General features: G+C 30.3%; 22 protein-coding genes. 6 read left to right on the forward strand and 16 right to left on the reverse strand.

Features of this window, described 5'->3' with window-relative positions; translation table 11 throughout:
- Positions 1-36 precede the first annotated feature (36 nt).
- The 4 genes from BXY80_RS00120 (at position 37) to lptB (ending at position 2,981) form a co-directional block, all read left to right on the forward strand.
- Positions 37-1,005 carry a KpsF/GutQ family sugar-phosphate isomerase gene (locus BXY80_RS00120; RefSeq protein WP_245977116.1) on the forward strand — a complete coding sequence of 323 codons (969 nt, stop codon included), beginning with the start codon at positions 37-39 and terminating at the stop codon, positions 1,003-1,005.
- Positions 1,005-1,826 carry a twin-arginine translocase subunit TatC gene (gene tatC / locus BXY80_RS00125; protein WP_120199198.1) on the forward strand — a complete coding sequence of 274 codons (822 nt, stop codon included), beginning with the start codon at positions 1,005-1,007 and terminating at the stop codon, positions 1,824-1,826. Before BXY80_RS00120 ends, tatC begins: the two co-directional genes overlap by 1 nt.
- Complete coding sequence (locus BXY80_RS00130) at positions 1,819-2,166, forward strand: carboxymuconolactone decarboxylase family protein (protein ID WP_120199199.1); 348 nt, start codon at positions 1,819-1,821, stop codon at positions 2,164-2,166. Before tatC ends, BXY80_RS00130 begins: the two co-directional genes overlap by 8 nt.
- A 74-nt stretch (positions 2,167-2,240) precedes the next feature.
- A complete protein-coding gene (gene lptB / locus BXY80_RS00135) occupies positions 2,241-2,981 on the forward strand; it encodes an LPS export ABC transporter ATP-binding protein (protein ID WP_120199200.1) in 741 nt (246 codons plus the stop codon).
- Between the two features lie 62 nt (positions 2,982-3,043).
- On the opposite strand, the gene BXY80_RS00140 is transcribed toward lptB, so the two are convergent.
- Together BXY80_RS00140 and BXY80_RS00145 are read right to left on the reverse strand one after the other, a co-directional pair.
- Complete coding sequence (locus BXY80_RS00140; protein ID WP_120199201.1) at positions 3,044-3,934, reverse strand: DUF808 domain-containing protein; 891 nt, start codon at positions 3,932-3,934, stop codon at positions 3,044-3,046.
- Between the two features lie 26 nt (positions 3,935-3,960).
- The gene (locus BXY80_RS00145; protein WP_120199202.1) at positions 3,961-4,719 is read right to left on the reverse strand and encodes a CDP-alcohol phosphatidyltransferase family protein; all 759 of its coding nucleotides are present in this window, start codon (positions 4,717-4,719) and stop codon (positions 3,961-3,963) included.
- A gap of 122 nt (positions 4,720-4,841) precedes the next feature.
- On the opposite strand from BXY80_RS00145, the gene BXY80_RS00150 reads away from it, so the two are divergent.
- Both BXY80_RS00150 and BXY80_RS00155 read left to right on the forward strand, forming a co-directional pair.
- Positions 4,842-5,912, forward strand: coding sequence for a PorV/PorQ family protein (locus tag BXY80_RS00150; RefSeq protein ID WP_449404360.1), 1,071 nt, complete (start codon positions 4,842-4,844; stop codon positions 5,910-5,912).
- 10 nt (positions 5,913-5,922) lie between these two features.
- Entirely contained in the window at positions 5,923-7,092 is a 1,170-nt protein-coding gene (locus BXY80_RS00155; RefSeq protein WP_120199204.1) for a lipoprotein N-acyltransferase Lnb domain-containing protein, read from the forward strand.
- Between the two features lie 8 nt (positions 7,093-7,100).
- Here BXY80_RS00155 and BXY80_RS00160 read toward each other — a convergent pair whose 3' ends face one another.
- The 14 genes from BXY80_RS00160 to BXY80_RS00225 all read right to left on the reverse strand — a co-directional run bounded on the left by BXY80_RS00160 (position 7,101) and on the right by BXY80_RS00225 (position 23,116).
- Positions 7,101-8,495, reverse strand: coding sequence for a sugar transferase (locus BXY80_RS00160; protein ID WP_120199205.1), 1,395 nt, complete (start codon positions 8,493-8,495; stop codon positions 7,101-7,103).
- 38 nt (positions 8,496-8,533) lie between these two features.
- Positions 8,534-9,562: a glycosyltransferase family 4 protein gene (locus BXY80_RS00165; protein WP_120199206.1), complete on the reverse strand. Its 1,029-nt coding sequence runs from the start codon at positions 9,560-9,562 to the stop codon at positions 8,534-8,536.
- Positions 9,519-10,877, reverse strand: a complete 1,359-nt coding sequence (locus BXY80_RS00170) for an O-antigen ligase family protein (protein ID WP_120199207.1) — start codon at positions 10,875-10,877, stop codon at positions 9,519-9,521. Before BXY80_RS00170 ends, BXY80_RS00165 begins: the two co-directional genes overlap by 44 nt.
- 65 nt (positions 10,878-10,942) lie before the next feature.
- Positions 10,943-12,028 carry a glycosyltransferase gene (locus BXY80_RS00175; RefSeq protein ID WP_120199208.1) on the reverse strand — a complete coding sequence of 362 codons (1,086 nt, stop codon included), beginning with the start codon at positions 12,026-12,028 and terminating at the stop codon, positions 10,943-10,945.
- Positions 12,028-13,146, reverse strand: a complete 1,119-nt coding sequence (locus BXY80_RS00180; protein WP_120199209.1) for a glycosyltransferase family 4 protein — start codon at positions 13,144-13,146, stop codon at positions 12,028-12,030. The genes BXY80_RS00175 and BXY80_RS00180 overlap by 1 nt, the downstream gene beginning before the upstream one ends.
- A 15-nt stretch (positions 13,147-13,161) precedes the next feature.
- Complete coding sequence (locus BXY80_RS00185; protein WP_120199210.1) at positions 13,162-14,157, reverse strand: glycosyltransferase family 2 protein; 996 nt, start codon at positions 14,155-14,157, stop codon at positions 13,162-13,164.
- A gap of 7 nt (positions 14,158-14,164) precedes the next feature.
- On the reverse strand, positions 14,165-15,700 hold the full coding sequence (locus BXY80_RS00190; protein ID WP_120199211.1) for a glycosyltransferase family 2 protein: 1,536 nt from the start codon (positions 15,698-15,700) through the stop codon (positions 14,165-14,167).
- Positions 15,690-16,841 (reverse strand): glycosyltransferase family 4 protein, encoded by a 1,152-nt coding sequence (locus BXY80_RS00195; RefSeq protein ID WP_120199212.1) that lies wholly within the window; start codon positions 16,839-16,841, stop codon positions 15,690-15,692. Before BXY80_RS00195 ends, BXY80_RS00190 begins: the two co-directional genes overlap by 11 nt.
- Positions 16,838-17,722, reverse strand: a complete 885-nt coding sequence (locus tag BXY80_RS00200) for a hypothetical protein (protein WP_120199213.1) — start codon at positions 17,720-17,722, stop codon at positions 16,838-16,840. Before BXY80_RS00200 ends, BXY80_RS00195 begins: the two co-directional genes overlap by 4 nt.
- Entirely contained in the window at positions 17,723-19,156 is a 1,434-nt protein-coding gene (locus tag BXY80_RS00205) for an MBOAT family O-acyltransferase (RefSeq protein ID WP_120199214.1), read from the reverse strand. It lies immediately after the preceding gene.
- Between the two features lie 4 nt (positions 19,157-19,160).
- Entirely contained in the window at positions 19,161-20,570 is a 1,410-nt protein-coding gene (locus BXY80_RS00210) for a glycosyltransferase family protein (RefSeq protein WP_120199215.1), read from the reverse strand.
- A gap of 36 nt (positions 20,571-20,606) precedes the next feature.
- Positions 20,607-21,416 carry a polysaccharide pyruvyl transferase family protein gene (locus BXY80_RS00215; RefSeq protein ID WP_245977120.1) on the reverse strand — a complete coding sequence of 270 codons (810 nt, stop codon included), beginning with the start codon at positions 21,414-21,416 and terminating at the stop codon, positions 20,607-20,609.
- A gap of 5 nt (positions 21,417-21,421) precedes the next feature.
- Positions 21,422-22,519 (reverse strand): glycosyltransferase family 2 protein, encoded by a 1,098-nt coding sequence (locus BXY80_RS00220; protein ID WP_120199216.1) that lies wholly within the window; start codon positions 22,517-22,519, stop codon positions 21,422-21,424.
- A gap of 6 nt (positions 22,520-22,525) precedes the next feature.
- The gene (locus BXY80_RS00225) at positions 22,526-23,116 is read right to left on the reverse strand and encodes a hypothetical protein (RefSeq protein WP_120199217.1); all 591 of its coding nucleotides are present in this window, start codon (positions 23,114-23,116) and stop codon (positions 22,526-22,528) included.
- Positions 23,117-23,122 lie beyond the last annotated feature (6 nt).

The following is a 23,122-nucleotide window of genomic DNA, read 5'->3' on the forward strand; positions in this document are numbered from 1 at the left end:
TTTCTTTAAATGCATCAAACTCAAAAAAAAATAATTTTGAACATTAACAATTCGATTCTAAATACTGCAAAAAAAACTATAAATTTAGAGAGTAAAGCAATTTCAAATTTAAATGATTTACTGACTGATGATTTTGCTGATGCGGTATCACTAATGTACAATTCTAAAGGAAGAGTTGTAATTACCGGAATAGGCAAAAGCGCTATTATAGCCAATAAAATTGTAGCAACTTTAAACTCTACTGGAACACCTTCTGTTTTTATGCATGCTGCAGATGCAATTCATGGTGATTTAGGTTTGATTCTAGAAGATGATGTTGTCATTTGTATTTCGAAAAGTGGAAACACACCAGAAATTAAAGTTTTAGTACCACTTATTAAGAATGCAAAAAATAAAATGATTGCTATTACAGGAAATTTAAATTCTTTTTTAGCACAACAAGCTGATTATATTCTTAATGCATTTGTCGAACAGGAAGCTTGCCCTAATAACTTAGCGCCAACAACTAGTACAACAGCACAATTAGTTATTGGTGATGCTTTAGCTGTTTGCTTGTTAGAATTAAGAGGGTTTTCTAGTAAAGATTTTGCTAAATATCATCCAGGTGGTGCTTTAGGCAAACGTCTTTATTTACGTGTAAATGATCTTTCATCTGTAAACAAAAAACCTCAAGTAGCCTTAAAAACTAGTGTAAAACAGGTTATCGTAGAGATATCTGAAAAAATGCTTGGTGTAACTGCTGTAGTAGAAAACAATAAAATTGTTGGTATAATCACAGATGGTGATTTAAGGCGAATGCTTACTAAAAGTGATGCTTTTATACACTTAACAGCTAAAGATATTATGAGTAGTAATCCAAAACGTATTGATGAAAACGCTATGGCTGTTGATGCAATGGAAGTTATGGAAAACAACGGTATTTCTCAATTGTTAGTTGAAGACAATAATGGTGATTATGCTGGAATAGTTCACCTACATGATTTAATAAAAGAAGGTATTATATAATGGCAAAACATCATACCAATGAAATGTCTTTTTTAGATCATCTTGAAGATTTAAGATGGCATTTAATTCGTGCAACACTAGCAATTGTAATTGCTGGTTTTGCAGCTTTTATAATGTCTGACTTTATTTTTGACACTATTATATTTGGTCCAAAAAAATTAAGTTTCCCAACTTATAAATGGTTATGTAAAATTTCGACATTTATAGGTATTGACACTACGTTTTGCGCAGATGAGTTTCCATTTTCTATTCAAAACAGAACAATGGGCGGCCAATTTTCGGCACATATTTGGACCTCAATAACTACCGGTTTTGTGGTTGCATTTCCGTATGTGATTTACCAATTCTGGAAATTTATAAGTCCTGGTTTGCATGCAAATGAGCGCAAACACTCTAGAGGTTTTATTATCATTTCATCACTTTTATTTTTCTTAGGTGTCCTTTTTGGATATTATATTGTAACACCTTTATCAATCAATTTTTTAGGGACTTATAATGTGAGTAATGAAATTTCAAACGAGATAGATATTAGTTCTTATATAGCATTAGTAAGGTCTTCAGCTATTGCTTCGGGTTTAATTTTTGAGCTTCCAATTATCATCTATTTTTTAACCAAAATAGGATTGGTTACACCTAAATTTTTAAAGAAGTACAGAAAATTTGCTTTGGTTATTGTTTTAATTCTTTCAGCAATTATAACACCTCCAGATATTGCTAGTCAAATTATAGTAGCCATACCAATATTAATATTATACCAAGTGAGTATTTATATTTCAAAAATGGTAGTTAAAAATCAAAAGAAAAAAGAAAAACATGTCTGATATCGTAAAAGAATTTAATGACTATCGTTCTAAAATGAACGCTAACATTTTAGCAGATAATAATAAAATTATAAAGCGCATTTTTAATTTAGATACTAATGCTTTTGCCGAAGGTGCTTTAGATAAAAAAACCAAAGAGCTTTTAGGTTTAGTTGCTTCTACCGTTTTACGTTGCGATGATTGTATAAAGTATCATTTAGAAGCTAGCCATAAAGAAGGTTTAAAAAAGGAAGAGGTTGTTGAAGCTTTAGGTATTGCTACTTTAGTAGGCGGTACCATAGTAATTCCGCATTTACGACGTGCTTATGAGTTTTGGGATGCTTTAGAAACTGAGCGTTAAACTTTTAATAAATTAAAATACCTAAACCTAGTAGTATATACGATTTTACTATTTTAGCGTTTATTACCTAGTATATGAAGTTAAGAGCCGATAATTTAATGAAGTCCTACAGCGGACGAAAAGTTGTAAAAGATGTATCTTTAGAAGTTAACCAAGGAGAAATTGTTGGGCTTTTAGGACCTAATGGTGCTGGAAAAACAACTTCGTTTTATATGATTGTTGGTTTAATAAAACCTAATGGTGGTAGCATTCATCTGGATAATACAAATATTACAAATTACCCAATGTACAAACGTGCTCAAAATGGTATTGGTTATTTAGCACAAGAAGCTTCGGTTTTTAGAAAACTAAGTATTGAGGACAATATTTTAAGCGTTCTACAACTAACTAAACTTAGTAAAAAGGAACAGTTAGATAAAATGGAATCGTTAATTGATGAGTTTAGTTTAGGTCATATTAGAAAAAACAGAGGCGATTTATTATCTGGTGGTGAAAGACGTCGTACAGAAATTGCTCGTGCATTAGCTACAGACCCAAATTTTATTTTATTAGATGAGCCATTTGCTGGAGTTGATCCAGTTGCTGTAGAAGACATACAACGTATTATAGCCCAATTAACAAAGAAAAATATTGGTATCTTAATAACCGACCATAACGTACAAGAAACCTTAGCGATTACAGACAGAACGTACTTAATGTTTGAAGGAAGTATCTTAAAAGCTGGTGAACCAGAAGAACTAGCTAGTGACGAAATGGTACGTAAAGTATACTTGGGTCAAAACTTTGAGTTACGTAAAAAGAAATTGGAGTTTTAAAATTCTTCAAGCAATTACTCAAAAAACAACAAAGACCTAAAAAGCTTAATTAGTAACTACACTTATATATTTTTATTTTTCTTAAAAAGAATACTGATAATTTTTTTTATTAGTTTAACAACTATTAATGCTACTGCTCCTACTAACAACCCAACAATAAAATCTCTGAGCATAGATGGAAGATCTTCCAAGAAATGATGTAAAAATTCTAGGTTATGCACAAATATTCCTCCTGCAACTAGAAGTAATGCAATCGTTCCTATAACCGATAAACTTTTAATAATTTTTGGCAAGGCTTTGACTAAAATTGTTCCAATAGTATATGAAATTCCTTTATTTCCATTACTCATTTTAATTAATCGAAAACCTAGATCATCCATTCTAACGATAAGAGCTACAATACCATAAACTCCAGCAGTAGCAATAACAGCTACTATTGAAACCACTAAAATTTGAAATAATAAATCTCTTCCAACAACAGTCCCTAAAGCTATAATTATAATTTCTACAGAAAGTATAAAATCGGTTACAATAGCCGATTTTATTTTAGACTTCTCTATAACTAAAAGTTCTTCTTTAGAAAAATCTTCTTTTAATTCAACTATTTTTTCCTGATGATGAGGCACAAAATATTCAAATATTTTTTCAGCTCCTTCATAAGCTAAATACATACCACCAAGCACTAAAATAACAATTACAGCCCAAGGCAGGAATGCACTCAATAAAAATGCTATAGGCAAAATGATAATTTTATTTAGCATTGAACCTTTAGTTATAGCCCAAAGCACAGGAATCTCTCTAGAAGATACAAATCCAGATGCTTTTTCGGCATTTACAGCCAAGTCATCACCCAAAATACCAGCTGTTTTTTTAGTAGTAATTTTACTCATTGCAGCAACATCATCCATGAGTGCTCCAATATCATCTAATAATGCAAAAAATCCTGATGCCATTGATTTATATTAACTTTTTGAATATATTATTTAGTTGTAAGATTTTTAAATACTGAAAGTATAATGTAAAGTGTAATGATTAAAGGAATTGCTACAAAATGTAATACCAACAAAAGAATTAAGCTTAAAATAATAAACACATATCTAACCGCATTACTTTTAAAGCTCCAATCCTTAAACTTTAAAGCAAATAGCTTAATCTTTGAATTTAATAAGTAACAACTCAAAAAGGTTAAACCGATTAAAAACCATTTATTAAGTATCACACTATTAATCAAATCATTACCTTGATATTCAAGAATTAATGGTAATGAAATAATAAGCAGCGTGTTTGCAGGTACAGGAAGACCTTTAAAATAACTTTGCTGATCTTCGTCTATATTAAATTTTGCTAACCTATATGCAGAAGCCAATGTAATACATAAGCCAATTAAAGCAATTGGTGCTAATTTAATGCCTTGCCAATCTATTAAAGCATTCCACTCATTAGAAACCGATGAAAATGCTGGAGCATCAACGCTCATTGCAATAAGTTTAAACATTACTATTCCTGGCACCAAACCACTAGTAACCATATCTGCTAAAGAATCTAACTGAATTCCTAAATCACTCTGCACATTAAGTTTACGTGCAAAAAAACCATCAAAAAAATCGAAGAAAATACCTAAAAAAACAAAAATTGCTGCTAGAACAAAATTGTTATAAACAGCAAAGATAACTGCAATACTTCCGCATAATAAATTAAGAAGTGTTATTGCATTAGGAATGTAATTTTTTATTGCCATAAATAAGATTTGTGTAAAAATAACAAACTATTTTCTACAAATGCAACTATCAGGCAATAACTGAGTCATTTTGAAGTTTAATAGGTTAAAAATATTATGCATCTTTGTAAAAATTTTTGCTATTGAAAACATATCTATTCTTTGCACTAGCTTTAGTGTCATTATTAAGCACTGCCCAAACCACGCGTAAATACTCTAATGAGTTTATGAACATTGGTGTTGATGCTGCAGCTTTAGGAATGAGTAATGCAGTAGTATCTCATACTGGAGATGTAAATTCTGGATATTGGAATCCTGCTGGATTGGTAAACCTAGAAGATAATCAATTAGCATTGTTACATTCTAGCTACTTCGCAAATATTGCCTCTTACAATTACGCAGCATTTGCAATGCCTTTAGATGATAGAAGTGCCATTGCATTTTCTTTAATACGTTTTGGTGTTGACGATATTCTTGATACCACACAATTAATTGATGACCAAGGAAATATTAACTATGATCGTATTAGTAAATTTTCTACAGCCGATTATGGTTTAACGTTTTCTTACGGAAGAAACCTACCTATTCCTGGTTTAAGTTATGGTGTTAATGCAAAGGTAATTAGAAGAATTATAGGTGATTTTGCCACGTCTTGGGGATTTGGTTTAGATCTTGGTCTACAGTTTGAAACTAAAAATGATTGGAAAATAGGTATCATGGCAAGAGACATTACAACTACATTTAATGCTTGGGCTTTTGATGATGATAAACTAGCTACAATACAAAATGCAATTGAAGGTCAAAATCAAACGGTTCCTGAAAGTTCTGAGATTACAATTCCTAAACTTCAAATAGGAATGTCGAAAAAGTTTATTTTTCATTATGATTATTCGCTTTTAGCTTCGCTTGATTTAAATGTACGGTTTGAAGAAAATAACGATCTTATTTCTACTTCTTTTGCAAGTATTAATCCTGCTTTAGGTTTGGAGTTTGGCTATACAGATTTAGTGTTTTTAAGAGCTGGCGCGGGTAATTTTCAAAATGAATTACAAATTGATAATTCTGAAAATCTCACATTTCAACCAAGCTTAGGTCTTGGTTTTAAATACAATGGTATACAAATAGATTATGCATTTACAGATATTGGAGACCAAAGTGTTGCTTTGTATTCTAATGTGTTTTCTTTAAAACTCGATTTTAGTATCTTTAGATAATACTTTTTTTATGAAGATACGTTTTCTGCTCATTATTTGCCTATTCAGTTTTCAGCTCATAAATTCACAAAAGCTATCTCAAAATGCAGAAATTAGTGTTTTAACTGTTGGTCCAGGAAACTCACTTAATGATGCTTTTGGCCATAATGCATTTAGAATTAAAGATGTTGCAAATGGGTTTGATTTAGTGTATGGTTATGGCGAATATGATTTTGATGCTCCAAATTTTTATTTAAAGTTTGCTCAAGGAAAACTTAATTACTTATTGAGTAAAACAAATTTTAATCGATTTTATAGAGGCTATGTTTATCAAAACAGAACTATTAATGAACAAGTTTTAAATTTATCTGCTACTGAAAAACAAAAACTTTTTGATTTTTTACAGAACAACTATAAACCAGAAAACAGGAGGTATTTATACGATTTCTTTTATGATAATTGCGCCACTAAAATTAGAGATGTTGCTCAAAATGCATCAGAACGCGAAATAACGTTTAATAATATTAGAAATTTTGAACATAAAACGTTCAGAAATCTTATTCATGAGCATGTTAACAGAAATTCGTGGGGAAGTTTTGGTATTGATATTGCTTTAGGCTCTGTTATTGATCAACCAGCCACGCTTAATGAACATATGTATTTACCAAAATACATTTTTGAGTGTTTTGAAAATGCAACTTTAAGTCCATCTGAAAATCTTGTAAAATCTACTAAAACTTTATACAAAAAAAAGGAAACTAATACTTCAGAGAATTTACTTTTTAGTCCTTTAGTAGTATTAAGTATCATTAGTTTTTTAATACTTTTAGTTACTTATTTTGATTATAAAAAACTTAAGCGAAGTAATTGGTTAGATGTTTTACTATTTAGTCTTACTGGTATTATAGGCTTACTTATTTTACTACTCTGGTTTGCTACAGATCATAGTGCTACAGCTCAAAATTATAATTTGCTTTGGGCATTCCCGTTTAATAGTATAGCTCTGTTTCAACTATTTAAAAACCCAGTAAAAATCTGGTTTGTTAAGTATTTAAAGTTTTTAGTAATTATGCTTTGTCTATTAACATTACATTGGATTGTAGGTATTCAAGTATATGCTATAGGATTGATTCCTCTTTTAATTGCATTATTTATAAGATATATGTATCTCATAAAATACTTTAATACAGTTTCTAAATAGCTTTAAAATTATTGCCCTCTATAATATAAAATTGTACTTAATGTTTTTACAATAATATTAAGATCTAAAAACACGCTTCTGTGTTTAATATAATACAAATCATACTGAAGTTTTGTTAGACTATCATCGACAGACGAACCATATCTAGTTTTTACTTGTGCCCAACCTGTAAGACCTGGTTTTATAATATGGCGTGTTTCATAAAATGGAATAACTCTTGAGAGTTCATTAACAAAAAATGGGCGTTCTGGTCTTGGCCCAATAATACTCATATCTCCTTTTAGGACATTAATAAACTGAGGGACTTCATCTAATCGTGATCGGCGCAAAAAATTACCAAACATGGTAATTCTAACATCATTTTCTTGAGCCCATTTTGCACCATCAGTTTCAGCATTAACAATCATACTCCTTAATTTAATAATATTAAAGGGCTTACCGTTTTTACCTACACGTTCTTGAGTATAAAATAAAGGGCCTTGGTTTGCTATAGCATTACCAATAATAACAAACGGAATAAGTAGCATCCCAAAAATTAATCCAAAAAAGGAAAAGATGATATCAAATGAACGTCTAAAAAATAAATAGAGTGTATTTTGATTGCTTCTACTAAATGGAAAATATTTATAAAAATCTTTACCCACAAATTGAATTGGCACACGGTACGTTAACTCTTCATAAACTTGAGTATATTCTCTTATAGTAAACCCATTTTCTAAAAGCACTATTAAATCATGATAAATACTAGATGTAATCGTTTCAGAATCATAACTAGCCACCAACACCTCAGAAACTTTATAATCTGAAATAACACTCATAAGCTCACTAGGTCCAAACTCTTTTAAGCCCTTAAACTTAATTGGAGATTCAGTCTCTTTTTCGCAATTTATAAAACCAACAATTCTATAATTAGGATCAGACTCGTTTAAAGGTTTAATGATACTTTCAATATTAGAAATTTCTCCTACTAGCAATACATTTTTGTAAAACCTAGGTGATGCAATAAAGGTTATGTAAGCTAATCGCCATAAAAAAATCATGACTATAATTGCTATATAAAAATAAATAATTTGCAGCCTTTTTTCTGGTAAAAATGGTGTGAAAAATGGTGTTAGTAGGTAGAATAATACAACCGTAGAAGCTGTTAAAACTATGTTTCTAAATGTAATATCTAATTTACTTGATTTTTGTAAATCGTAAATTTCGAATATTGTACCAAAAATTGTGATATAGATAATTAACACAAGTATGCTAATGTTATTCTCTCTATTAACTATTAAATAATCGAAGTTAAAGAATAGTTCTAGAAGATAAAGTCCAAAAAGCACAAAAACAACATCTAATAAACGTAATAATACTTTACGCTCAGAAACCTCAAAATGGATGCCTTTTTTTTTGTTCATGGTTAATGTTAGAGTTCTGTAAATATAACAAGTTAAGTTTAACTATTACTAGCATCAACAGATAAGACTTTTAACCATTCGCTTTTAATATAGTTCCAATCAAATTTTTCAACTTTTAATCGCGCTTTTTCAACCATAGAATTACACTTTTTTTGGTCACTAAAAAGCTCTTCTATAGCTTTTGACATAGCTGAAGCATTATTAGGGTTAACTAAAATGCCATCAATATTATGGTCTATTAAAAATGGCATACCTCCAACGTTTGTTGAAACTATTGGCAAACCAAGAGCCATCGCTTCAATGACACTCAATGGTGTATTATCAAAATTTGTTGTATTTATAAATACATTAAAATTATTAGATAATTTATTCCATTCATCTTTTGTTAACTTTCCTTTAAAATCAACTTCAAGCTCTAAATCTTTTGCTAGTTTCTGAGTCGTTTTTAATGAACCATCTATTTCTGGTCCAACCATGCATAACTCAGAATCAGGAAACTTATTTTTAAGCTGCTTTAACACTTTAACTGCTAGTTTTGGATTATAAATTTTTGAAAATGAACGCACCCATAACAACTTTGGTGTATCGTAAGCACGTGCTTTAAAACTAAAACTATTAATTTCAATAGTATTAGGGATATATCTAATGTTATTATATCCTAATTTCTCAAAACTCGTTTTAAGATATAATGAAGGTGCTATATTAATATAGGCCTTTTTAAAAATACTTTTACTCATTTTTGAGTTTCTTTTTAAACGAGAAGGCAAATTCCCTCCATGAAGAATAGGTATGTATTTTAAATGTAAGGCTCTACATAATTGGCTTACGCCTAACGCGTAATAAAAATTTAAAGTACTATAGGTATCTATTATAACAAAATCTGTTTTACGTCTTAACTTAAAAACAGCATATAACATATGTAATAAGCGTAATATTTGATTTGTATAACTAGATGCATAGCTAACATTAAAACCCTCTTTCTCTAGTAATAATCCTAATACATCAATATATGAGGCATTACGATTATAGTTTTGCAATCGATTTCCTATGTATAACACGTTTTTCATTAGTAATATTTAAAAGTGATAATGCATACACAAAACCGGGTGCCGCCAGACGCATAGCAGAATGGTTAATCGTTGCAAACCAAAAAACTAAAAAAGCATAAAAAAACAAGTTCTTTTTGTGCTGCGTTCTATAGGCTAATGGTTTAAAAATCAAAATACTTAATATAAAAATCCCGAGCATTCCATGTTCAGAAAGCAAACGACTTACTTCATTATGCGATGTAATAATAACACCTTCTGTTTCTAGCCTAAGGTTTTTCATACCACTAGCGCCAACACCTAAAAAAGGGTTGTCTAAAAATCCTTCTAACTCTTCAAGAAACAACTCTCCTCGCCCAGTACTTATATCATTCTTATCTCGTCCTAACTCGTCTTGATTAGCATAGCGTTTATCTATTAAGCCGCTAGTTCTAGTTGAGCTAACAATCCATGTTGCTGCACCTAACATACAAAACATAATGAATGTAAATATAATTTGTTGTTTGCGTTGATATGCAGATTTAGTGTATAAAAGAAATAAAAAAGCCCCAATCATAATAATAGCTGCAAAAACACCTCCGCGACTAAATGTTATTATTCCTCGATAACTTATAAAAGCCAGAATAAAACCATTTATAAATTTTAAAATCAAACTTGGCGATTTTATAAATAAGCGTACTGTAAAAGCAAACATTCCTAGCCCTAATAAGGTTGCAACTTGATTTGGCCCAAAACCACCAGATGTTGCAAAATTAGAATCTGTTCCTCTTAATATACTTTTTAAGCTAGGTGTATAAAAATATAAGTACGTAACCATTGAAACTATTGGCAAGCTCATATACAAAATAACATCTAATATCTGCTGTTGGCTTATTTTTTTATCATAACAAAACAAAGCAGAAGCGCCTAGACATACAGGACCACTTAGTACAAATGCGATACTTGTTCTAAAGTTTAAATCGTAACGTAAATTAACCGAAGCAACAACAACAGCAGGAACTAATGCTATAAGATAGAAAAAATAGGGATAGCCTTTTCCTGAGATTCCTTTATAAAACATCCCAAAAAGAACAAATAAAACAACCAGATACTTAGAGATTTCATAAAACAAACCACCACTAGTCATTCTAAACATAGCCTCACCACCAATAATATAAGAACATGCAAGCAAAACCTCGAAGGTTTTTTTATGGTTTGGTGCCGTAATTATCCTAAAAATAAAGTAACTTATTATAGCTAAATAAAATGGGCTTCTAAACGGTGGAATAGCATAAAGTAGAATTCCAATAAGAATATGAAAACCAACTAAACCAATATATTTTATGTCTTTATCCAATGTATTGAATGTAATCCTTATAAGAATCTTTTAATTTAAAATCTAAAATAGCAAATTGAAAAAGACTACAAGAGTATTTCATTATAATGTTGTACAATTAGTTTTACTATAGACGCTTTAGAAAACGTATTTATAACTGTATTGTTTAATCTTTCTCCATATAAAATACGGTCTTCTTCATTTTCAATAAGGTATTGTAATGCGTTAACTAATTCGTCACTAGTATTTGGCTGTATTAAAATTCCATTGTCTTTATTAGAAACGATATGCTTACACTCTCCAACGTCTGTAACTACAACTGGAAGCTTGCCCAAACCATACTCTAACAATGTTAGTGGCAAACCTTCAATATTAGACGACAATACACCTATATCGCTTTCTTTAATAATTTTTTTAACATCAGATTGACTTCCATAAAAAAATACCGAGTTGTTAAGTTGTAACTCATTAACTAAGTCATAAACAGCTTTTGAGTAGTGATCATTAAAATCTTGTCCTACACAATGTAATGTCCAATCATCATGGGTTTCACAAATTTTTTGAAAAGCTTTAAGCAATACAAAATGATTTTTATCTGGTCTTAAATTAGCCAAACACAAAATACGTTTAGATAAATTTCCCTTAAGAATACTGACTTCATTACTAGTAACTACAGATTCTAAAACTGAAAAGTTAGGCACATAAGATATTAAATTACCTTTTAAATGGTGTTTACTCCAATGTACTAGATTTTGGTTAACACAAAGTATTGATGAAAAAAAATAAGAACAAAAACGTAAAACTTGTCTTTTTTTATAACTTAAATTGATGTTATTTCCATAATGATTATGCCAAACAATTTTAACCTTTGGCAACATTATTTTTACTAGTGTAGCCAAAAAAAATGAAGTAGAATGCGCATGAACAATATCTATTTTTTCAGATTTTAAAAACTTATAAAACTTTAAAACCGCTTTTATATCTAATGTGTTTTTCCGCTTTAAAAAAAGATAACTAACCGATGGATTAATAAAAGCTTTGAGCATACCTTCTTGCCTTGAGCAACATAAATACGAACGCTCTATAGATTCTGACAATGCATTAGATATATTTACAGCCATGCGCTCTGCACCACCTGCATGTAATGAATCTATAAGTTGTACAACACGCATTAGCTTAATAGTATATTTTTAATATCATGCTCAAGCCTATCAAAAGTATATTGTTGGGACCATTTCATGGCAGCTTTTGCCATCATCTCTAAATTATCATTCTTAATAGCCTCTTCAATCTTTACTATTGCAGATTCTAAATTTGGTTTTATGAGTATACCTCGTTTGCCATCAGCTAACATCCAAGACACACATGACACAGATGTTGCAATGGGTATACTTCCAAAAAACATACCTTCGGCAACTGCTTTTGGCCAACCTTCACTTTTTGATGGTAATATATTAAAATGAGCATCTAGTAATGCTGCTTTAACTACAGATTTATCTTGATTACCATGAAGAATTATATATTTTTCTAAATCATTATGTTTTACATATAATTCTAATTCTGGCATCAATGGACCATCACCAAACATATCTAGTACTGCGTGCATTCCTTTTTTATTTAAAGCTTCAATAATTTTGATAGTAAACAAAGGTCTTTTTCCAACAACCAAAGCTCCAGCAAAGACAAAATGCAATGGTTTAGAGTAATCTCGAGGTCGAAAAGCTATTTTCTCGCTCTCAGTATAAGTTGCAGATATAAAAGGATGTATATTTTTAGACTCATTTGGCCATTGTCCATACACCAAAGTTTTCATATGTCTAGAAAAAAATGTACTTCTCAAAATAGACTGCTGTAAACGATAACTCTTTGGTTGATTGCTATTTGGATCCCAATTACCCGCATATTTTGTAGACTTTTTTGTATTTGGAAAAAAAACCTGAACAAAGAGCCCCATTAACCCTAAATTTGCTGGACATCTAAAATGAATATGGTCGGCCGTTCTCATATGTTTGAATAATTTAAATACAATTATTGGACTAACACAAAGTGATCTTAAAACATTAAATAAAGACAGAATATTAAAACTAGGCACGCTTACAAACTTAAGATTGTGGTGTACATAAGGCGCATCAATTGGATTAAGATTTTTATCATCCTTTCTGTGGCCTAAAACAACAACCTCGTCAGCATATGCAGCCCATAAATTCATTTCTCTAATATAGGGACCATAACCATATATTTTGCCTTCAAAAAAATTATGAAATACGCTACTTACAATTAATAATCTCATTAATTAAAATTAGTCTTACCTATTAATTTGTGGTTTATTAATACACAAACTCCACCAGCCAACAACTCTACCAAAACCATCTGCCAATGCTTCTGCTTTTTTATTTGAATTGATAACATTTGTAAATCTAATTAAAGTTTGTAACAGTTGAACCAAATTCCATTTTAATCTTGCTGTAAAATTTGGGTTTTTGTATTTAATACGCCAAACATACCATCCGTTTTTTATAACCATTTTTCCATATTTAAATTGATTTGGTCTTCCAGAAGCCTCATGATGGTGAGATAGTTGCGCATTCGTATTTACATACAGTGGTCCCAATTTAGATAATCTTAAAGAAAAATCTGCATCTTCATACAAACCATAACCTTCAAAATAGGTTGAAAAATTAAGGGTTGAAAATACACTTTTTCGATATGATGAAATACCGCCCATTATTAAATCTATAGCATATATTTTTCCGTCAGGTGGCAAGAAACTAATTGATCGTCCATTCGAAAAACTAGACATTACTCCTGGTTGGGTTTCGGGTAATAAACCAAGGTATCTTCGCAGCCTAAACTTTAAAGGTTCATCACGCATCCAACCATCATAGTAAAACTTATTAGAACGCTTTAACCTATCTGACGTTTCCCACACTACCTCATTATTAATATAACCACATACGGCTAAAGCTTTAGGCTTTAAGTTATATGTTTCTAATAACACTTTAAAATACGATGGTGTAAGTATAATATCATCATCAAGAAAGCAAATAACATCTGTAGCATCATTTACTTTTAATATACCGTAGTTACGTTGCTTTGTTAAGCCTCTATTAGGTTGATCAACTTTAAAATAACGCAAGTTTTTAAACGCATACGCAGCTAACATTGTTTTTGTTTCGCCATTTGTAGACCCATCAATAATTAAAATTTCATTAGGATAAAGCTCCTGGTCTTTAACCGAATTAAGTAAATTCAGTAAAGCTTTTGGTCGCATATATGTACAAACAATAAGAGTAAAAGTCATAGCTTAATTATGAATAACGTTCGCCTATTTTAATTAATCGTTTTGCATAAGCAATAGATTTATTAAACTGTAAATGCTTATAGGGTAGTTTTAATAATCTAATTAAAAAATTAGATGCTTTCCCTTTAAAAAGATAAATAAAAAAATGCTTTCTACGCCATTCTTTCAACTGCTTTGCTTTATAATGTTTTAAAAACCCATAAGTCATTGTTGGGCTTGGTATTGGTCTATAATATTTAACTGGTTTATCTAGCTCCCAAGGTTGAGTTTTACGCTTTTTTCCTATAATTTTTGATTGATGTCCCCAAAAACGATAGCCTCCTTTTTTAGGTTTTAAATGCAAGTTTGGTGAAAAAGGATTATGTAACAAAATTTCGCCGTGTTGCAAAATTCTAAAACCAAAATCAGTATCTTCTCCATAACCACCATCAAAATTAATATCGTTTCCTATAAGGCGTTTTACTAAACTTCTTTTTACACAAGAATTTGCATTGCTAAACATATGAGACACACCAACTTTAAAACGTTGGTTTCCTAATACATCAAGGCGTTGTTGTAAATCTGTTAAATCTTGTGTTGTATGCTCAGCCATAATATCTAAACCATTACAAGCTTGTGCATTATAGGTTTGCAATAGTCTTATATGGTTTTCAACAAAATCTGGCAATACTCTTACATCGTCATCTGCAAAAATAATATAGTCACCTGTACACATTGCTATAGCTTCATTTCTAGCTCTACAACTTCCTTTAGAGGTTTGCCATTTTACCTTAATATCAAATTTAAAGTTATTAGGGTTGTAAAATTTTGGGTCTCTATCTTCTTTAGGTGTAGCGTCAACAATAATTGCCTCTTTTATAAGATAACTTTGCTTATTATGGTCATTAAGTAATAACTCTGTATATTCTTGTCGCCTCATGGTTGGAATTACCAAACTTACCGTAGGTTGTCCTTGTATGGCATTTAAATGTCTTGGCGTAATACTAGTTGTATTACACTTGGTTACTTTTTTTAATGCTTTTTTAAAAGCCTTATACTCAGTAAAAATATTGAACAAACCCTGCCTATACATCATATAATAGCTATGATGCCTTTTAAAATGTTTAAGAAAAAACAAGTATCTATCTTCATCTGAAATTGAAATATTAATCTTATTAGCTTCATAGAGTCCTTTTACGTAAATTGGAATGCCTCCATTATGTCTAATAAGGTTGAAACCAAAATCTAAACCTCTTACCAGTTCATTAGAAAAGTTATCATCAAACCCATTTAAAGAATTCCAAGTGGTTTCTCTTATAACAAAATTGTGGTAGTTTAACCGCCAATTAACAGCCAAATCTAAACCATTAAAATCATTTAAAAACCACCAATATACTGAGGTTTGATAGATTAAATGCTCAAAACAATTTTCAAAGCCTTGATCTAAAGAGCTATGCCATAAATCGCCTGGTGTTTCTAACAAAGCATCTAAACGCTCAAGGTTTGGCATTCCAGTGTATAATAACGTTTCACCTTTAGCTGTTGTATAGGTTTTAAATTTCATTTTTACCTTTAATTAATGCCTTATAAAAGCTTATATTTTGTTCAATAATCACTTGGTTTGAAAAATTTAAAATTACATGTTCTCTTGCTTGTTTGCCAAACATTTTTGCCTTTTTACAATCTCTTAGAAGCGTTATTATAGTATCTGCATACGCTTTATGATGCGCCGGATCTACAGTATAACCTGTTTCTTTATCGACCATAAGCTCTTTAGCCCAACCTATGTTAGACGATACTAATGCTTTTTCCATTGCCAAAGCCTCTAACCATGTCATTGGGAAAGCTTCTGCAAAGCTAGGCAAAACAACAACATTTGCTTTTGCTATATAATCTTTTACATCTTTATATGGTACTTCTAGAATGTGTGTCACCTTTTCTTTTGCCTTAGGTGTTAATAATGAATTAAATAATGAAAGTGTTGATTTATTTTCTAAAACATCTTGTACATCTTTTCCTATTAAAAGTAATGATGCATTAGCATCAGACGCCACTACAAAATTGAAAATCTGTGCCAACTCCAAAACACCTTTTTTTCTAATAATGGTACCAAAGTATAAAAGCTGCCCTTTATTAACCTCTACCTCCATTGGTTTAAAAAAAGTAGTATCAATTCCATTATGGATAACCTTAATATCTTTTTTTAGCTTAAAAATAGCTGTTGTAACTTGCGCTGTAAATGCACTTACCGAAAGTAGTTTGTCTGCGCGTTTTAAGGCATTGTTTTCAAAAAAATAATGCTTCTTTTTTTGTTGCCGTTTTTCTAAATGACAAAAATACGCATCACTCCCATGCAGACGAATAACAACAGGTATAGTAAAATTCATAAATGCTGTAATTCCTGTCCAATCTGGCGCTTCTATGGCTTCAATATTTGCAGCATTAATTTCTTGTTGTACTATACCTTGTATATGCTTTCGTTCTAAATACCAACCAAAAAATGTATAGCCCTTTCTAGCTATAGAAATAACTTTTATATTTTCATCTATAAACGACGTATTTTCATTTTGAAAAACAACAAATACAGTAACATCAACACCAGATTTAATTAGCCCTTTTGCTAAGTTTTTAATACTTGAGCCTAAACCTGCCGAAGGTTTTAGCTTTTCATGTGGATACTCTGATGTTAAAAAGGCTATAGTCATAGTTTCAACTCTTTTATTAACAACTCAGTAAAATAATTAGCGCCTTCTTCATTTAAATGAGAACAGTTTTGAAATAACGCATTGTTAGTTACTACTTCTGAAAAGTCTTTAAAATTTGGAATACGTATTTTTAAACTATCAACATAGTCTCTGTTCTTTAAATTTTGACAAAACGGAGCACAAAAATAAATGACATCAATTTTATTTTTTCTACATATTGAATCTATAATATCAAAACTTTTATTTTGCTTTAAAATAGTTTTTGGAAGTGTCGATATGCTTGAACTCTTCATTTTTCCATAAAGCGGTAAAAAACCATCATTAAAATTTACAACTGCTTTTCTATTAATAGATGAAGCTACAAACTCTCTAAACCCAACTCTGTAGTCGTTTTTTGCATATCTGTAAAAAGGGAGATAATAGTTTAAGTTAAAACTCGAATCTGTTTTTTGCAAATACGTTTTTATAATACTATGTTTTCTAATAAACGGTAATGATTGAGATCGAACGATATCTGAACTAGATTCAAAATTAAATAGGTAATCAACTTGAATAAAAACTTTATTAATTTTAATGTTTCGGCTTAATAATAATTGTAAAAAAATATTAACATCATCTAATTTTGCGCCTTGTGTTCCTAAGTTTAAAACAGTCTTATCTGTAAGTGCCTTTATTTTTGAAGTAACGATTGTGTTTTCAACTCTAGAGCTTCCTAAAAATACATAATCTAGGGTATCACTCTCCTTTAATGATAAAATAAACTGTGTTTTATTTCTTGGGTCTGAATGTTCATAAACCCATGTATAAGCTAAATCTAAAACGCATAGCAAAACCACAATAACAATAGATAAAAGGCCTATATGTTTTAAAAATGCTTTCATCTAAAATTGAAAATATATAAAATCATTATGATTAGAATACACACCTAAAATAATAATTAAAAATACAATGCCAATACTTTTAATTGTAGCATACTTACCCAAAAAAGGATGCTCGTAATGCCTAATTAACCACTCTATTACAACAAACAACAACACTAAAAGTAAGGCTTCAAAATTATAGCGCTCAATACTTAAAAATTGACTTGAAAAGTCATTTCTCAAAAAAATCTGTTTTATATATAAAACAGCATCACTAACTGTGTTAGATCTAAAAAACACCCAAGCTAAACACGTTAACATGAAGGTTAATGCAATATTTACTATAGTTTTTAAACCCATAAATGATTTACTTATGCTAATATCATCCAAATAATTTCTATTTCTACTTAATAATAATAATGGCAAAAAATATACTGCATTTAGTGCTCCCCAAACAATGAATGTCCAATTTGCCCCATGCCAAAAACCACTTACTAAAAAAATCACAAACACATTACGCACTTGTTTTATCTTACTAACTCTACTACCACCTAACGGAATATAAACATAATCTCGAAACCAAGTGGACAACGAAATATGCCAACGCCTCCAAAACTCTGCTATATCTCTAGAAAAATAGGGGTAATTAAAATTACGCATAAGATCAAAACCTAGCAACCTAGACAAACCAACAGCAATATCAGAGTAGCCTGAAAAATCTCCATAAATCTGAAATGCAAAATATACAGCACCTAATACTAATGATAAGGTGTTCATTTGCTCATAGTTATCAAAAATAACATTTACATAAGTAGCACAAGTATCTGCAATTACAACCTTTTTAAACAAGCCCCAAATAATAAGGTGTAATCCCGACATAGCTTTTTTGTAACAAAATTTTTTTTGTATTGAAAACTGTGGCAACAAGTTTTTTGCACGCTCAATAGGTCCAGCTACCAATTGCGGAAAAAAAGCAACAAAAGTTGCAAAATTAATAACGCTTTTTTCTGGATTTATTTTATCACGATATATATCTATTGTATAACTAAGGGTTTGAAATGTATAAAATGAAATTCCTACAGGAAGTATAATCTGTAGTGTACTTCTATGCATAGTAATACCTAAACTAGACCAAACCTCTACCCAATTATCTATAAAAAAATTATAGTACTTAAAAAAACCAAGCAAACCAATATTTACGCATATGCTAACGCCAAGAAGAAATCGTCTATGCTTTTTTTTAATAGTTAACCCCAAAGCGTGTCCTACATAAAAATCTACTATAGTACTAAATAGTATTAGCGATAAAAATCGCCAATCCCACCAACCATAAAACACATAGCTGCTTATAAGTAAAAGTAAATTTTGATACCGGTTATGTGTTTTAAAAACAAACCAATACAAACTAAACACAATAACAAAAAAAACTAAAAAACTAAATGAGTTAAACAACATAAATTTAAATAGTTGTTTTAAGTATAATGTGTTCTAATGCATTCCAAATAGTGGCACATGCATTTTCAGGCAATTGTCCTACAACATTATGGTACCATTGAGTGCCAACAGAAACATTTGATCTTTCGCCTTTTAAAACTTCAAAAACTTTTGTTTCAAGTTCACTTTTATCTTTACACCAAATTACGGCAGCATCAGATGGCATAGATCTAAAATGAACATATTTGTAATTCTGTCCTATATCTCGTATCCCTTTTTTAAGTTGTGGTTGCTCATAATTATAATAGATACAGGGCTTTTTATGTATTACAAAATCAAATACTGTAGATGAGCACACATTGGTAACCAACTCCGTATGGTAACATATATTAGCCAGTAAAGAAAAATCTTCTACTGTTGGTATTATTTCACTCCACATATCACCTACCTGTTCCCAAATAGGATCAATCTTTATAATTAAATCTTTATTGTTTTTTAAAACCTCATCATACCGATCTGTAAAATCAACTGGGCATTTTCTATAAATAATCCCAATATTTTCACCTTTATTATTTAAGTTTCTAACTGCGTTGGTTAAATCTTCTAAATAATACTGATCCAATGGAGACGTAGTAATATCATCACCAGAATAACAAACATATTTTTTATTAACATCTAAATTATATTCATTAAAAAAAGACGCCCTACTTTTTATTAAAGTACGATCATAATGTGGTACAAACTGAGGTGTTCCTGTAACAAAAACCTTACTTTCATCGATGTATGGATAGTAATGTAAAAGTTCTTTTTTCATAAGATCACTCCATACCAAATAATAGTCTGTTTCTATTACATTCATTGCTTTAGGAACATTATCCCAAGAATGAATAAAACAAACTGTTGGTATCCCTAAATCTTGGGCTGCCAAAACAGCACTAATCATTTTTGTGGATCGTTGGTTTGTACAAAAAACCAAATCAGGTTTGTCAGTAGTAAGCTGTTGCTTACAATAGGCATACTTTTTAGTAGATCGTTCTAATGTTTTAATCCTTTTTCTTATTCTCTTAATTCCTGCTTCTGTAGAGTTTAATCGTTCAAAAACATTAATAATAGTACTTTTAATAAAATCGTTAATCGATCTATAACTTAAAGGAAATTTATAAAGCTGATATACATTATCCTTAAACTTTTTTGTCAATACATTTAATTCTATTCGTTTTCTTACTCTACAAAAAAGTAATGTTTGCCAATTTTGTTTATAAGTAGCAATACTAACCTCATTACAATTAAACCTATCGCTTAAAGAAAAACGTGTATCATTCCAATATTGAAGATTATAATTACTGTTTTCTCCTTCTGCTTTAAATTTTGTGAATAAAAAATTTCTTAAGCCAGACCCGTCTGATACTAAAATAAATACTTTCTTGTCTTTCATTAAATTTAATACGTCTTTATACACACAAAATACAAATTATTTAAATGGGCAAACAGACATTAGATCTAATTTTAATTTATTAATTTGTTTAGGGTTAGGAAGCTCAATTTTAGGGTTAAAAAACGCCTCTAAACTTTCATCTTTTTCTATATAATCAAACTTGTATGGTGGTATCAATACCGATTTAAAATAATCTTTAAACTTGATATCATCACCAAACAATCGATCAGAAAACTTAACCCAAACCGCTGGTATACCATAGGCATGAGATACTATAACACCATGTAGTGACGAAGAAACAATACGTTCACATTCCATAATTTGTTTGGTTGTTAGCTCTACATCATTGGTCATTAAATCTATAACAACAATAGCTTTGTGGTCTTTAAACAACTCAACAACTCTTGCATAATCAACATAGTGTGGTATCACACCTAATTTATGTACTTTATTTACTTTAGGTAAATAATAATCTGGTAATAATAATGCTGGGTCTCCAAATATTTCTGGCACATCATAACCTTGACGCATTAAAACGCGCCTTGTCTCTGGACCTCTTACGGCCAAAAACTTTGCAGGTTTTACAAGTTGATCTTCATTTATAATACCACTTCCCCAAACAATACAGTTTTTATTTACATGTGCCAAAATGCTACCAATAGTAACATATATAGGTGCAAATAAATTTTTAAAACTAGGTTTTTTTGGATGTGTAAACTTTACCTTTGTATGCGAAATTTTCTCAACTAAATATTTACCAAGAAGATCACCATAGTTTTCTTTTGGTTTACCCATTAATAAAGGTTCACTCCACCAAAACAATCTTATAGATTTTAATCGAAACATATAACTTATATCGTTTTTAAATCTATTGTAAAATGAATCTCTTTTTTATCACTAACAACATAAAAAGCATAATTAGCGTGTCTGTATTTAAAAATTATGGCTTCTAATAATCTATCGTTTACATATTTTAAACTAACATAAGGTTGCGTTTCTTTATGTAACAAGGTTTTTGCCTTATACTTTAAAGACCTATAATAGTCGTCCTCTTTAAAAACAACTTTTATAACCTTATCATAATAATCGTTTATACCATAATCTAAAAAATGAGTAACATGTGCTTTTATGGTATTTAAAAACAGCGTAGTCTCTGGCTTATTTAATATACTTTCGTCATGCATAGTATAAACATGGTTCCAGTTTTTTACATCTCTATGTTTGGTGTGTTTTAATGCCTTGTTCCAAAGATAATGGCGTTGATTTATACGCTGTATGTTTTTAAGCCTAGGCACAACAGACAATGTATCATCATTACCTTCTGCAAATCTAGGGTGCCATTGATGCAACAAAAGGTTTTCTTCACAACGGTTTAATGTATATCCTTTTTCAATTAACCTACTATTTAAATCTTCATCTTCAGAGCCATAAAAATGGAAAAACGGATCTAAGCCTTTTACTTCTTTAAGTGCTTTATTATAAAACAAACCTATACCAAATGTATCGCCAAAATGTGTAGGCTTTAAATCTAAAAAACGGCGTTCTTCAATTTGATTTGCTTCTACATCTTTAGGTAAATAGCCTATTTTAAATAACAAAAACTGGTTAGGTTTGGCAATATTTAAACAGTAGTCTATAAAATGAGTCGCAAAAACAACATCAATATCAGAAAGCACAACATAGTCAGACTCTGTTTGAGAAATGCCATAATTTAAAGCCTTACTCTTATTCCACAACAACCCTTTATGAGCAACATAATGGTAGGTAGCAAAAGAATAACTTTCCACAACATCTTTGATACTTTTAGCAAAATGCTGTTCACTACCATAATCTATAAACTGAACCTCAAAGTTTTGGTTACTTTGGTTTTGTAAAGACTGTAAAGACAAACGAACACGTTCAAAATCACGATTTCTATAGGCGTATATAACGGTAATTTTTTGCTGCATTTTTAATTATTTACTAAACTGAAACAGGACTTGCTTTTTCCATGTACCAATAATTTTGCTTTTTAATTGAAACTTATGTGCAATTGCAAATAAATCGGCTTCACTTAAATCACTTACCCAGCCATGAAACCTTCTATCTGTTTTTTCTTTAAAATGATTAGTTACAGCGTATGATAATACAAAATGATTGGTAAACTCAGAGAGATGTTTAATCAAAGCTTCCACCTCAAAAATATACTCTAAAACACCACTAAATATAACATAATCTACATTAGGTATTTGTGGCAATTCTTTATTAAGATCAACCACCAGAGTATCTTCATTTCTACTCACAATATCAGAATGTAAGTAAGTACAGCCTTCTGGTAACATATTTTTTAAAACTAGTCGTGCGGCTCCAAACTCAAAAACTATACTGTTTGGTTGTACGTGGTTAGCCAAAAGTTGTGTGCGTTCATCCCATGAAGCAAATAGTGATTTATCTTTACTCCAACGATCAACATCAGACTGTTTGGTCGATTTATTTATAAACGTAATAATAATTCGCTTTATTTTTTCGAATAAATACAACAATTTATTTGAGATTTTTTTAATCATAAACTA

This window comes from Ichthyenterobacterium magnum, assembly GCF_003610635.1.
GTDB classification, from domain to species: Bacteria; Bacteroidota; Bacteroidia; order Flavobacteriales; family Flavobacteriaceae; genus Ichthyenterobacterium; species Ichthyenterobacterium magnum.